Below are 13,363 nucleotides of genomic sequence, written 5' to 3' on the forward strand. Positions count from 1 at the left end.
GAGATACCAATCCCTTTTTGTTTTTGGGTGGTGTTGAATTGGGGTTGGACTGCAATGAGTTAGCCACCAAAAGAACAAACGCGAGATCTACTGATTCTTGCGTAATCTTTCCCTCTTACTGGTGCGCTTTCTTTCTTATCGGCTTCAAAGCTTTCATAATTGACGACTGTTTCCACATGCCAACACCTGTTAAAGCAAGCGCGGGTATTAGACCCCATAGCGTCGCTGTAATATATGCTTCATAGCTTCCTAAGGGGGAATAAAACGCCGCACCAACAAATAGCGCTAACGCTATGTGCACCCATCTCAAAATTATTCTTATGTTTTTACCATTCATGATTCTTTCCTTGTGCTGCTATTTTAAGTTCTATGATAAAGCTGCTTTATCTATAGTTTTTATAATTGCGACAAGCGGTGTTTACAGAGCGTGAGTTGTTCCATCTAAAGATGAATGGGAAAAATTCATTACAAGTACCAAAAATAGACACTTGAATATCTAATTGGGCAACCCCGTGTTGATCCAACCTTAAACTCTTTCCTAACCTCCCTTAATCTGCATCTTCGATCCATTATGATTCGTGGAAAGGGGAGGAACAGAATACCGATCGTGACATGTGCAGCAGTACGTTCAGCGCCAAAGAAGATTCTCCCCCTCGGTCGTCAATCTAGAGGGGGTGATGAACTCAACTTGAGGGGGAGTTAGAGGGGGAGGGTGTTTCAAAATCGACGAAAACACGGCAGCCAATCAGTTATCGAAACCAGTGTGATTGAGCCTGATATGAATGGAACGCACATGCGTTCCAATTGAAAGATTCAACGTTCTAAGACTCACAACGTATATGCGTTATTCGATTCCAACCACTCTTTTACCGCTCGGTTAAAAGTGACCAACTTCTGCGGTGTTACTCTTCTTTGAGCATAGATAAGGCTTAGCTTTTGGGCTTTTATCGACCATTCTGGGAACACGTGAATAAGCTCACCTTGTTTGAGCTGCTCTTCAACTTGATAGAACGGCAAGCTGGCGACACCTATCCCTTGCATCGCTAACTCTAAAATTGAACTGTAGGTATTCGAGCTAACGCTTCCGGTTACTTCAACATGGTAGGTTTGCTCGCCATTGATCAACTCCAGCTGATTCCAGCGTTCATTTTGACTGTTAAGAATGAAGCTGCATTTATGGATGTCTTTAGTGGTGGCGAGTGGGTTAGTCGATGCGTAATCCGCACTGCAAACGAGAACATTGCGGATGTGCCCGAGATCGTTGGCAATCACATCATTAGGCAGTTCATCGTAGGCTCTAAAAGCAATGTCGAAGTCGCCAGACTCTATCTTCTTTTTCATCGGCCCAAAGTCGAGAATCAAATTCACTTTTGGGTACTCTTGCTTGAAAGTAGGGATGATATGACGACAAAGCGCACGCCCAAACTCTATCGGTGCGGTAATTTTTAAATCGCCTGCTACTTCCTGCGTCATGTCTAAGACACGCATTTCCGCTTCAGTTGCTAATAGTTGAATTTGCTTCGCTTTCGAATACAACTCTTCACCCACTTCCGTGAGGCTGATAGAACGAGTCGTTCTGTGAAACAGTTTAGAATTCAATGTTTCTTCGAGTCGTTGTACATGCCGAGACACCAAACCTTTCGACACATCCAATACTTCAGCGGCCTTGGTGAAGCTTTGCTCTTCGGCGACAGTCAAGAAGGTCTGCATATAAATCAAATTCATCATTAACACCATTTAGTAAACAGTGAAGTCATTTTGTACTGTTTTTCTCACTCCTTCAAGAAACTAAGATTCAAAACGTAAACAGAAAGGAGAAGAACAATGAACAAATTACTACTTATTACCGCTGCAATGGCTGCCTCTATGAATGTTTCAGCTGCCTCTGTTGTAGAAAGCAACCCAACACTGGTTGGAGACTCATTCGGCTTTGTTGAAGGCCCAACATGGGATGTGGAGCATCAACGTTTCTTGTTTAGCGATATCCCAAATAACACAACCTATTCTTACGATCTTAACGGCAAGTTGAGCGTGTTTGATGACAATTCTGGCTATGCCAATGGTCTCGATATTGATACCAAAGGTAACCTGTGGGCTGCTCGTCATGATAGAAAGCTGTCGTACCGTGAGGGCAACGGAGAGAAAGTGATTGTCGCTGCAACTTATAACGGCAAGCTGCTCAATAGCCCGAACGATTTAACCGTTAACAGTGATGGCAGCGTGTGGTTTACCGATCCTCCGTTTGGTATCCAAGGTTACGGCCCAGCAAAGGCAGAACCAGAGCAACCGGTTAATGGCGTTTATCGTTATTTAGATGGTGATCTAAAGTTGATCACTGGAGAGTTCAAGCTACCAAACGGCATCGCTTTTTCTTCTGATGAATCTTCTTTATACGTTGCCGACACATCTGATGGCTGGGTATACCGATTTGATGTTGATGGAGAGTCACTCAGCAATAAGACGCAGTTTGCTCAAGTGAAGGCGGAGTCTGGCTCTGAACCTATGGTTGATGGTGTCGCTGTTGATGCCGATGACAACCTATTTGTTGCAGCACACGGTGGCGTGGGTGTGTTCGATAAAGACGGTAAGCAGATAGACTTCATTGCTATTGATGCGGGCCATATCAGCAACCTAGAAATTGGCGGGAAACAGCAAGACTTACTGATGGTAACGGCATACAACAAAGTGTTGGTGTTTAAGCTTAAGTAATGCCTGACACAAGCGAAGACAAAAAGGGACGGGTAGAAATACCGGTCCCTTTCTAATTTGAATATGTCGAAAGTGGGTTAGCTCGATGCGCTGTAATGATGTAGCCGATGATTAAGGCTTAGGCTGATTGGCTTCTATATCTAGGGCCGATTGATTTGGCCTGCTGAAGTACTTCTTCCATTTTATTGGCATCATAGGAATGACGATGAGGCTAATGCCGACAAGGGTCAGCATGTCTGGAATCTCGTCAAACCACATCACGCCAAATAGGGTCACAAACACCAACCCCGAATATTCTGCGAGCGCAATTTGGTTTGCTGGCGCTTTTTTATAAGCCACCACCACAAGGGCATGGTATCCAAGAACGAATAGGTTGATTGCCATAATCCACCCAACATGACGCCATTCAATCGCCGCCCATGTAGGCAGAGCAAGAGCCAACGCCAGCGGCAGAGTCATTACACTGGTCCAAAATAGTGTCGAGATAATGTGTTGTTCTGCGTGAAGACGTTTAATCAAAATATTGCCGACGCCCATTGCGAGCGCACTGCCTAAGCCTGCAATAGCGGCCCAGTGAAATTGCTCTGGACGCAACACGATTAACACACCCACGAAGCCAATCAGTGTCGCGACCACTTTTGATGATGTCGGCTTCTCTTTCAGTAAAACAATAGAAAGCGGGAGCATAAGAATAGGTCCAACATAGAACATCGCATTTGCGGTCGCCAAGGTGAGGTGTGTGATGGCAATCATTGCGCAGCCACTTCCCACTAGGATGAATTGAGCCCGCAAGAAGTTGATGCGACAACCACCTTGCATGCGCGTCTCTTTGGGTAGCTTTAGCCAAAAAGGAAGCAGCAACATCACGCTCAATAGCTGGCGGATAAACACATATTGGAACGTGGGCACTTCACCGTTCAGCACTTTGAGTGAGACGTCTGAAAAGGAGGCGAGTAGGTTGGCGAATACTAAGAGCAAAATCGCGTGGTTGGTGGCTTTGGTCATACAGAAACAGTGCTACATATTTGTCATACAATTATGGGCGCACATAATACATGAGAATCGAAAATATGTAAGAACAAAAACCAAGTAAGAAGAATGTCGTTCGATGCTTACTTATATGGGGTGCGAGATTTGCTGTTACGACCTGAGTTCAGTAGGAGAGTGTCCAGTCCAGTTTTTGAATGCTCGACTGAATGCGCTTGAGTCGGAGAAGCCAAGCTCGTGAGCCACATAGGTAATATTACCGTCGTTTTGATTCAGTAGCGTCATGCTCAGTTCAAGTCGGTATTTATCGAACAAACGACGAAAGCTCACACCTTGTTGTTTAAGCTTACGATTCAGGGTTCGAGGGCTGATGTGAAGATTGTTCGCCACGCTGTCTAGGTTGGTGTCTTTCACCGCGAGCACTTTGAACGTTTCATTCACTTTGTAGATCAGGTTAGTTTTTAACGTTTTTTCCATCTGTTGGTCGGCGATTCGTACTAACTCTGCATGAAAGTCAGCTTGGAATTGACGAGGTTTTGCCTGGACAAGATCGTTAGGAAAAAGGAGATAGCGGGCGGGGAAGCCTTCCTTCATTTCAACATTAAAGACACGCTCATAGATGCTCAAGAACTCATCACCGATAGTGTTCTTATGGATGTGAATGGCGAGCTTTTGATTCGGCGCATTAAGGTATCTGCGAACGAGCTTGATCATAATGCTGAAATAGAGCCCTAAACTGATGTGTGTCATCAGTGTGGTTTCATCAATGTACTCGGGCGTGACGCCCCAAAGCTCGACTTCACCACTCTCGGTTTCACGACTGAATATTTTTAGTAGCGGGTGTATATGAATAGAGTATCGACTCAGCAGTTGGCAAAAGCTGGCGAGATCTGGCGCGGTGAGCATGGCCATTACCGGCGCGCCCATTTCAAGCTCATCGAAGTAGCGAGCGGACTCATCAAATAGGTCGATCAGTTCATGATCAAAGCGTTGGTAGATATTGGTGATGGCGGTTTGAAGCTGATAAGCCGAGATCGATTCGGCTGAGCAAAGTTGTTTATAGACCTCTGCTCCCGACCAGATATCGCTGCTGTCTCCAATTCTAGCCTGAATAGCAGAATCTAAAGTTTTAAACCAAAATATGGGCAATTGAGTACTAAAACTTTCCACCATAACTCCCTGTTATTACTGGCGATTGAAGAGTGTTCTTCTCGGTAATATGTCCAAATTAAAGGATTTGTTTACGGGTTACAAGCAATGAAAACCTCAGTTCAACCTTAGAATTTGTAATCAACACCGACAGAAACCACATATTGCGATGATTGGTAATACTCAATATTCGAATTCGTTGTCTTCGCGCCGAGTAGTGATACCAGAGACCAGTTTTTCGCATCAAAAATCTTGGCATATTCATAAGCAACGAAGGCGCCAAAGTCTTTGTCTTCACGTGTCTTATTAAAGATTGGGTTCTCTTTATCATAGCTGCGTTTTGCTGCATTGAGTGTTAAAGCAAGACCATGATTTCCGTATCTTTTCGCTAGGTTGATTTCCGCGCCAAGGCTCAAGAACGATAGTGCATCACCCTCAGAGTCTGAAGAGAAAATATTCATTGAAGGGGTGAGAATGCCTGACCCGTCTTTCAAGAAGTACTGGTAACCAGACTTGAGATAAAAGTACTTTCGTTCTCGAATCATCAATGCGCGTTCTTCGTCAGTTAAACCAAGCCCCTTTAGACCGGTGTTTTCTTTTTTAACGTCTGACTCACCAGAAGCGACATCGAGATTAAAGTTCGAGCCCATTATTCTTGAAAGCTGCATTCGAACCACAGTGCCTGTGAGGTCGGTTTCTTTCCTATTTGAGTCAATAGCATAAGGGTCATCCCATACTTCGCCTGATATCAGAGTCGGCAAGATAGAAAAATCGACCACCATACCGCTTTCCACTTGCTGCCTATATCCAATTTCAAATGCCAGAGTACCAGTGATGATGTCGTCTCTTGAGGTGCCTAAGAAAAACTGTTTGTGATTCAAAGCGCCAAAGGTGTATTGCACCGAACCCAAAACCGCGACCATTCCCTCGGCTTCCGTGTTACCCGACGACGTTAAATCAGCTTGAGATTGATGGTTGCTTTGACCAACATCGAGGTTACTTGAGTTTGCGGTGAAGCCAGTTAGGAAGGTCATGTTGCCACTGAAGCCTTCGCTTGGTGCTAGAGCTGCGAATGAGTGTGGCGCAAGCGTCAGGCTTGCCAAGAATAGGAAAATAATATGTTTCATCAAAAGACTCGTACTTAAATGGTTTTCTAAATTGAACTGTTTTGAAAGTGAATTGCTTTTTAAAGCGCAATAGGGGCTTTTCTGTTTGCCCAAGGCTTGGCGTGTTCTAGTTGATAGGCCAATTCAAATAGCAGGCGGTCGTTGCCTCTTGCTGCGGAAAAGTGGCTACCAACAGGAAGGTTCTGCTTGTTCCAATACAAGGGAACCGACATTGCCGGATTGCCTGCCACGTTTTCGATTGGCGTGTAGGACATTAATTTCTCTGAACGTGCCCATATCTCTTTGCCGGAGTGCGCTTTCTGGTCGAAATATTCGATGTCCAAAGGAACATGGTTTGCACAAGGGGTGAGCCATATATCAATGTTTTTAAAGAACTCTCGGTTGTGATTGGTCGCGAAGTTTCGGCATCGTTCTTGAGAGTCGATATACAAGCTAGGAGTGGCTTTTAAGCGTGCTTGCATCGTACGAGCTAAATAGACGACGTTGTCGCTCACTTTGTCTGGCATCGATTCTAGCGGCATACCTAGGCGGTCGAATTGATCAGCAAAGCTTGCCATCTTGTTGCCAAATACGCCCATGTAGTTACGCATGAACACATCGCCATCTTGGATTGGTTGCTCAACTTCGATAACGATATGCCCAAGGCTTTCGAGCAAAGAGACTGTAGAACGAATGGCTGCGAGCGTATCTTCATCAGGAAGCCTGCCGTGGATATCTTTGAGGGTGACGCCAATCTTTATCTGACGGTTAAGACAAGCATTAACCATTCCTATTGGAGTTCGAGGAAAAGGCGTCTCAAAATTATTTTTTGTATGATGCTCTGTGACTGAAACTGCCAAAGCAGCGTCACGAACGGTTCTCGACATAAACGATTGATGAGTAAAACCTTCGTTTGTTGAACCGTCAGTTAGTCCTGAGATCAAAGATTCTCGACTTGGCTTAAAACCAAAGATTCCAGTCGCCGAAGCGGGCATACGAGAAGAACCACCACCATCAGTAGAGTGCACTAAGGGTACATAGCCAGCTGCAATCGCTGCTGCGCCACCGCCAGTCGATGAGTGAACACCTCGGCTTAGATCCCATGGGTTGCGCGTCGCGCCATAAAGGGAGTTCTGTGTGCAGCCTAGTGTCATCATCTCGGGGATGTTCGTCATGCCAATGGTGTTCAGCCCTGCATTTTGAGTCGCACGAATAAACCAAGAGGTCGCATTAGGTTTTCTGCCTTGGTTCAGCTTCGAACCCAGGGTGCATTCAAGCCCAACAACATCAACGCAGTCTTTCACCAAGAAAGGCACGCCAGCAAAGGGTGAATTCGGGTTAAACGAGTTTGCACGCTCTAGCGCTAAGTCAAAGCACTCAGAAACAACCGCATTAACTTGATCGTTTGTCTGGCGAATTTTGTAGATAGCTTCTTGTACGAATTCTTTTGGCGAGGCTTTTCTGTCTCTTATCAGATTCGCCATCTCAGTCGCATCCAGTGGCGAATCAACGGTTTGGTGATCTGAAGGCAAATTGGTTGGCGAAGTTGGTGTTGCATTCGCTAAGGTCGGCAGAGAGATAGCCGCAGCAGAAACTGCACCTTTCCCCATAACTTTGAAAAAATCTCTGCGTTTTAATTCATTGATAGTCATCGTTTCTATCCCAAGTTAGAAAGTCACTATCCTTGTTTCGAAACCTAGCTCGCTAGGCTTAGCGTCACTCCATGTGCTGATTTATGGGAGTAGAATAAAGATTGGTGTGTTGGCTTGCAGTGCAAATACCGCCAATGTTCATACCATTCACGCCAACTGATTTGTCGGGTTATGTATAGGGAGGGGTTATTGCTCGGCTGCTAGCCAAAAGCTCGACAGGTCTTCAAACAGATCATCATTATCTAAAATACTGAGATGGTTTTCGTTGTAACCACGAATTTGGTCGGCGTTCAATTGAGCGGGGCGTGATAACTGGCTTGATAAATTGATGACGCCATCGTTACTGTTGGTATTAAACAGATCACCCGAGTTATAACCAAAGGCTAAAAAGTGGGGAATGTGGATTTGATTGTTTTCAACAAATAAGTCGCTAATAAATTGGCCGTCTGGGTTTAAGTCAACCCAAGCAGGCATTACCACGGGAGAGTATTCCACCCCTTGCTTAGCTGACTCGACACCACCAAACGGCGAAGAGATGGTGGTTACGCTGCTAATAAAATCACATAACTGCCCAATGCGACACTGACGAATACTGTTAGTCACGATCAAGCCACCCATACTATGGGCAACAACATGCAACTGTTGGATCTTATATTCAGTCACAACTGTATGGAATAGGTTATTTAAGCCTTTCGAATTCAAAGACAGAGACAGACCTGAAGGGTAGTTAAACACCCATATTTGGTATTTAGATTGGTCCACTTTTTCAATGAGAGGGGCGAAATCTAAAGCCGTTGAATTGATTCCATGTACGAATAGGATTGGGATTTTATTTGGGTCATATTCAGATAGAAAATAGAGCCCAGCATTATCTTCAAGTAAGAAGGTCAGCGGCTGCCACATGCCAAGCTTTGCATTTCTTTTCTCAAAGGGAGAATCTGTTAAATTCACCACGGTGCCTATATCGACGAGGTCTAACTCTATTTTCAATAGTGAGGACAATGAACGATCAACAAACGCTCTTGGGGCATCACTCTCATTAATGGCAAGTGATACTTCGATTGTCGATTTGTCTTGGTGATCGCGCAGGTTAACCACACTGAATGCTTCATCAGCTTGTAGGGTTAGGTCTTGATTCTTATCTTCAAAGACGAGTAGGTAATGGATGCTATTTGATAGTTGTAAGTGAATACTGTCGCTGTCTATGATGCCATCGTAGCCATCCACTTCGCTTTTATTGATGTCTTTGATTTGTTCAATCACCACGGCAGAATCTGAGGCCGGTTGACTCAAGGTGATGGTGTACTGATTGGTTATGGAGTCGATAGCTTGTATCTCATTAGATAGGTTTCTAAAGTTACTGCACCCTGATAGCACTGAACTGAGTAACAGCACTGTACTGAGTAAGCGTGCAGTCAGTAATCGTCTCATTCCAATCTCATCCCCATATCAACAAGCTTCGTCATTCAATCAACAAATCTTATACATAAACAAACAGCATGAATTTAATACTAGCAAGAAAACAGAGAGTTAGGTCATACGTGTTCTTGATCATGTCCTGTTTTGATTCGAGTTTATTTATTCCATGCAACTCGACAGCGCTATGGCTGATGCCGATGTGCTATAGAGATTGTCTTTTCGATACTGATTGTTGGTATACGATTTTTACGATTCTCAATCGCTTTGATTCATGAAAATTATCGGCCATGCGAAAAAAATTGAACTTTATTATTTTAGTTAAGTCGTATTGCTACGTTTACCATCACCAGACATCTGCAGTTTAGATATGATCTCAAGTCGAAACACACATCAGCTAACTCGTAGCGCACTATTATTAGTGGGTTGGGTTATCTGTTTCTGTCTCGCCAGTAATATGAGTTTTATCCAAGGTTGCAAAGTAAACTATGAAAACAGTGATTCTGCGATTTCTAATGTCCTGCAGGTAAACCAGATTGATGATGGTGGCGGTTTTATCAAGGGTGCATCTCAATCTCAAGACGACCAATCCGTCCACAAATGTGAGTTATCAGAACACCTGATAAATTTTGATCACCACCAAGTCAATGATCAAGCTATATTCACGTACTTCATACTCGTTGTAGTCGTATTGTGGCTGCTAAGTACTGTCCCGTATTTCCCTCCATTCACTGAGCCAATCCTTCACAAGGGTAGGCGCATCCATCTCAAGGTCTGTGTCTTTAAAGAATGAGAATAAGAGCGTTTAACTAACACTCATATTATTCATTTTTTAAGGAAAAATTAGACATGCCTAAAAGCAAAATGTCATTGCACTTTGTTGTGCTTTGGCTATTCGTTGCGCTGTGTTCAACATTCACTGTGAACGCAAGTGCGAGCGAATCGTTGACTCCTGTTACAACGGGTTGGATGCAAAACAAGTTACATCCGTATGTAGAAACGCGTTTTGTCATGACAGGACAAATTAATAAAGAAGATAAAACCGCGGCGGGTTATCTGGAAGTGAGCCTTTCTGATGAATGGAAAACTTACTGGAGAAGTCCTGGCGAAGGAGGCATTGCGCCCAAAATTAAATGGGCCGACTCTAAGAACGTTTCGCAACTGCAATGGTTTTGGAAGTTTCCCCAACGCTTCAATTTGCTCGGCATAGATACGCTAGGTTACAAGCACAACATCATCTTCCCGATGAATCTTCATATTGATGATATGAACAAACCTGTTGAGCTTAATGCTGTGCTGACGATGTCTTCATGCACCACCATATGTATTCTCACGGATTTTGATATCAACTTGGTGTTTAACCCAAGTGAGATGACCGTGGATAACGACGCGATGCTTGTCTACGCCAAAGCAATGAGTGAAGTGCCGAAAGATTCACCGCTTGTAGAAGGTACATCTACGATTTGGGATGCTCGCAAGTCGCAACTTCAAGTTATTGCTACACATCAAATTGGCTGGACTGCACCCGATGTAATCGTGGATGGTGATTCAGATGAAATGCAAGATGCTGACTTTGGTATTCCTCACATTGAAATTGAAGGTAACCAAGTTATTGCGACTTACGATGTAAGTAGCTGGATGGGCACACCCGATCTTAATAACCAGCACATCCGTGTAAGCATCAAAGACAAAGACTTCATCACAGAATATCCAACCACTGTTACCAACGGCATTGTAGGCAACAGCTCTATGATTAGTATGGTGCTTTTAGCGCTATTAGGTGGGTTGATTCTCAATATCATGCCCTGTGTATTCCCTGTGCTTGGAATGAAACTAAGTGGGGTTATTTCTGCTCAAGGCATGGCAAGAAAACAAGTTAGGTTCCAATTCCTTGCATCTGCAAGTGGCATCCTCGCATCCTTCTGGCTAATAGCCACTTTCTTGGCTGTGTTAAAAGTTTCAGGCAGCGTTATCGGTTGGGGAATTCAGTTCCAAAACGGTTGGTTTATCGGTGGGATGTTTATCGTCACCGCTCTTTTCAGCGCCAATATGTTAGGGCTTTTCGAAATCCGTCTTTCATCGAATGCAAATACATGGATGGCAACCAAGGGCGACAGTAGCTACGTCGGACACTTTACTCAAGGTATGTTCGCAACGCTATTGGCTACGCCATGCTCTGCTCCATTTCTTGGAACAGCCGTCGCCTTTGCTCTCGCCACTACTATCCCGACGATGTTTGGCATTTTCACAGCACTTGCCGTTGGTATGGCGCTTCCATGGATTCTCGTTGCTGCATTCCCATCGATAGCTTTGGCGTTGCCTAAACCCGGGGCATGGATGAACCGTGTTAAATACCTGTTCGGCGGAATGATGCTAATCACTAGCGTTTGGCTCTTTAGCTTGCTTCGACCTCATGTCCCTCAATTGTGGTTATACGCAATACTGGCGGTCAGTGTTTGCCTATTGCTTGTCAGATTGATTCAAGTGCATGGAATCAAGACTGCGGGTGCTGTTGCCTTGCTGCTGTTGAGTGTTATCTCTGCCTCGTTATTTGTCGAGAAAGCAACATCTAAAATGCTGCCACCAGAACCTGAGTGGGAAGCGTTGTCTACCGAAGTCATTGATGAACATGTTGCTAATGGCCAAGTGGTTTTTGTTGATGTCACTGCTGATTGGTGTGTGACTTGTAAAGCAAACAAGATCGGGGTTCTCTTACAAGATCCTGTTTACAGCGCATTGACTGAAGGTGATGTAGTGCCGATGGAGGGGGATTGGACTGTACCTAGTGATAGCGTCACGTCATACCTACAAGATCACAACCGGTTCGGTGTTCCGTTCAATATGGTTTATGGCCCTAATGTTCCAGAAGGTATTGAGCTTCCTGTCATCTTAACCAGTGATGCGGTGATGGAAGCCATTGAGAAGGCAAGAGGTGATGACGAATGATTAGAACAAAACCTAAGGCAAAACCTCAGACCAAAAAGCAGAAGTTGAGATCGGCATTACTGTATACCTTGTTCGCGTTGGTTGTGGTCTTTGGTGTTGATTATTGGCGTACAAAAGATGTTCCAATGCAGAACGTTCCGCCGATGGTCGGAATGTCGTTATCCGGTAAGCCGATAGATGTAATTGAAATGAGTAAGAAAGAGCCGGTATTAGTTTATTTTTGGACGACATGGTGCGTGGCCTGCAAATTTGTGACGCCAGTGGTTGATTGGTTTTCATCAAGCTATCCCGTCGTTGGTGTATCACTGACTTCGGGTAAGGATGAAAGAGTTCGACGTTACATGAATGCTAAAGGGTATAGCTACGACAACATTAATGATACTGAAGGAAAAATAGCACGCGATTGGGGGATCTCCTTAACGCCAACACTCATTGTTATTAATGATGGAAAAGTAACAAGTGTTACTTCAGGAATTACTACGCCAATAGGTATCGCAGCCCGACTTTGGTTAGCTAAGTATTAATGGGAAAAATATGAAATTCATAACAAAAAGCATCATCACACTATTAGTTACACTGGCTTTCTCTCCCGTCACTTACGCAATGACAAAACAAGAAAAGATTGCCGAGATAACGCAAATGTTAGAAACGAATGAAGGTATTATCGATTCGGTTCATGACAGTCTGGCTGCTTACATAGATCAACAAAGTAGTTTCGATAAAACGTTGGCTGAGAGCCATGACTTTATTTATAACAACCCACACCACCCTTGGTATGGTTCCGAACATCCAAAACTGACGATCGTAAACATGACTGATTTTAGTTGCCCGTGGTGTAAAAAGTTAGATCCTGTTCTTCGGAAAATAGCGGATGAGTTTCCTAATGACATCAAGGTAATAAATATTTATATCCCTCTAAAAGAGAGAGATTCACCACTGAACTCAGCAACCTTTGGACTCAATGTCTGGAACAATGACAAAGAAAAATACAAAGCAGTTGAAGAGATGTTGATCAGTAAACCTGGCATTCACAACGTTCGTTCGATAATGAAAGTAGCGAAGAAGAACAAAGCCACCGATTATGTTTCTTCAGACAGCGAAATAGCGATTGAAGTTGCTGAAAACTATAACTTGTTTACGAGGTTGGGTGTTCGAGGTACACCAGCGATGTTAATTGATGGAACATTGCTCCCCGGTTACTTGCCATACGAAAAACTATATCCAATAGTAAAGGCTAAGCTAGAAGAGAAAAGTAAATAGAATAAATTTACGATAACTTAATTATTATTTCTGATGGATAAAAAGCCCTATTGATTAGGGCTTTTTCTTATTTGAATATTAATTTGCAGAAGTAGTTTACAAATTAATAAACAATGTATAACGCAGCTAGTCCAAATA

Annotated in this window: 11 protein-coding genes; 4 read left to right on the top strand and 7 right to left on the bottom strand. The window is 43.9% G+C overall.

All coding sequences use genetic code 11. The annotated features are described in order from the left end of the window. Positions 1-115 precede the first annotated feature (115 nt). Together MSG34_RS11270 and MSG34_RS11275 are read right to left on the bottom strand one after the other, a co-directional pair. A complete protein-coding gene (locus MSG34_RS11270) occupies positions 116-337 on the bottom strand; it encodes a hypothetical protein (protein WP_248337441.1) in 222 nt (73 codons plus the stop codon). Positions 338-828: 491 nt separating this feature from the next. Further along, complete coding sequence (locus MSG34_RS11275) at positions 829-1,725, bottom strand: LysR family transcriptional regulator (protein ID WP_248337443.1); 897 nt, start codon at positions 1,723-1,725, stop codon at positions 829-831. A 99-nt stretch (positions 1,726-1,824) separates the two neighbouring features. Between MSG34_RS11275 and MSG34_RS11280 the strand changes: the two genes are divergently transcribed. After that, positions 1,825-2,709 (top strand): SMP-30/gluconolactonase/LRE family protein, encoded by an 885-nt coding sequence (locus tag MSG34_RS11280; protein WP_248337445.1) that lies wholly within the window; start codon positions 1,825-1,827, stop codon positions 2,707-2,709. A gap of 111 nt (positions 2,710-2,820) precedes the next feature. On the opposite strand, the gene MSG34_RS11285 is transcribed toward MSG34_RS11280, so the two are convergent. The 5 genes from MSG34_RS11285 to MSG34_RS11305 all read right to left on the bottom strand — a co-directional run bounded on the left by MSG34_RS11285 (position 2,821) and on the right by MSG34_RS11305 (position 9,034). After that, positions 2,821-3,714: a DMT family transporter gene (locus MSG34_RS11285; protein WP_248337447.1), complete on the bottom strand. Its 894-nt coding sequence runs from the start codon at positions 3,712-3,714 to the stop codon at positions 2,821-2,823. Between the two features lie 135 nt (positions 3,715-3,849). Next, on the bottom strand, positions 3,850-4,869 hold the full coding sequence (locus tag MSG34_RS11290; RefSeq protein WP_048614650.1) for a helix-turn-helix transcriptional regulator: 1,020 nt from the start codon (positions 4,867-4,869) through the stop codon (positions 3,850-3,852). A gap of 104 nt (positions 4,870-4,973) precedes the next feature. After that, a complete protein-coding gene (locus tag MSG34_RS11295) occupies positions 4,974-5,972 on the bottom strand; it encodes a DUF2860 family protein (protein ID WP_248337449.1) in 999 nt (332 codons plus the stop codon). A 59-nt stretch (positions 5,973-6,031) separates the two neighbouring features. Then, a complete protein-coding gene (locus MSG34_RS11300) occupies positions 6,032-7,603 on the bottom strand; it encodes an amidase (RefSeq protein ID WP_248337451.1) in 1,572 nt (523 codons plus the stop codon). 186 nt (positions 7,604-7,789) lie between these two features. Further along, positions 7,790-9,034, bottom strand: a complete 1,245-nt coding sequence (locus MSG34_RS11305; protein ID WP_248337453.1) for an alpha/beta fold hydrolase — start codon at positions 9,032-9,034, stop codon at positions 7,790-7,792. 834 nt (positions 9,035-9,868) lie between these two features. Between MSG34_RS11305 and MSG34_RS11310 the strand changes: the two genes are divergently transcribed. The 3 genes from MSG34_RS11310 to MSG34_RS11320 are packed head-to-tail and all read left to right on the top strand — an operon-like array spanning position 9,869 to position 13,225. Continuing rightward, a complete protein-coding gene (locus tag MSG34_RS11310) occupies positions 9,869-11,965 on the top strand; it encodes a protein-disulfide reductase DsbD domain-containing protein (protein WP_248337455.1) in 2,097 nt (698 codons plus the stop codon). Further along, a complete protein-coding gene (locus tag MSG34_RS11315; RefSeq protein ID WP_248337457.1) occupies positions 11,962-12,489 on the top strand; it encodes a protein disulfide oxidoreductase in 528 nt (175 codons plus the stop codon). The genes MSG34_RS11310 and MSG34_RS11315 overlap by 4 nt, the downstream gene beginning before the upstream one ends. A 10-nt stretch (positions 12,490-12,499) precedes the next feature. Continuing rightward, the gene (locus MSG34_RS11320) at positions 12,500-13,225 is read left to right on the top strand and encodes a DsbA family protein (protein ID WP_048614638.1); all 726 of its coding nucleotides are present in this window, start codon (positions 12,500-12,502) and stop codon (positions 13,223-13,225) included. The last annotated feature ends 138 nt before the right edge of the window (positions 13,226-13,363 follow it).

This window comes from Vibrio sp. 1CM2L, from assembly GCF_023161695.1.
Classification (GTDB): Bacteria; Pseudomonadota; Gammaproteobacteria; order Enterobacterales; family Vibrionaceae; genus Vibrio; species Vibrio coralliirubri.

Coding starts and splice junctions, on each gene's coding strand:
- MSG34_RS11270 (WP_248337441.1), bottom strand. CDS start 337: ATGAATGGTAAAAACATAAGAATAATTTTGAGATGGGTGCACATAGCG.
- MSG34_RS11275 (WP_248337443.1), bottom strand. CDS start 1,725: ATGAATTTGATTTATATGCAGACCTTCTTGACTGTCGCCGAAGAGCAA.
- MSG34_RS11280 (WP_248337445.1), top strand. CDS start 1,825: ATGAACAAATTACTACTTATTACCGCTGCAATGGCTGCCTCTATGAAT.
- MSG34_RS11285 (WP_248337447.1), bottom strand. CDS start 3,714: ATGACCAAAGCCACCAACCACGCGATTTTGCTCTTAGTATTCGCCAAC.
- MSG34_RS11290 (WP_048614650.1), bottom strand. CDS start 4,869: ATGGTGGAAAGTTTTAGTACTCAATTGCCCATATTTTGGTTTAAAACT.
- MSG34_RS11295 (WP_248337449.1), bottom strand. CDS start 5,972: ATGAAACATATTATTTTCCTATTCTTGGCAAGCCTGACGCTTGCGCCA.
- MSG34_RS11300 (WP_248337451.1), bottom strand. CDS start 7,603: ATGACTATCAATGAATTAAAACGCAGAGATTTTTTCAAAGTTATGGGG.
- MSG34_RS11305 (WP_248337453.1), bottom strand. CDS start 9,034: ATGAGACGATTACTGACTGCACGCTTACTCAGTACAGTGCTGTTACTC.
- MSG34_RS11310 (WP_248337455.1), top strand. CDS start 9,869: ATGCCTAAAAGCAAAATGTCATTGCACTTTGTTGTGCTTTGGCTATTC.
- MSG34_RS11315 (WP_248337457.1), top strand. CDS start 11,962: ATGATTAGAACAAAACCTAAGGCAAAACCTCAGACCAAAAAGCAGAAG.
- MSG34_RS11320 (WP_048614638.1), top strand. CDS start 12,500: ATGAAATTCATAACAAAAAGCATCATCACACTATTAGTTACACTGGCT.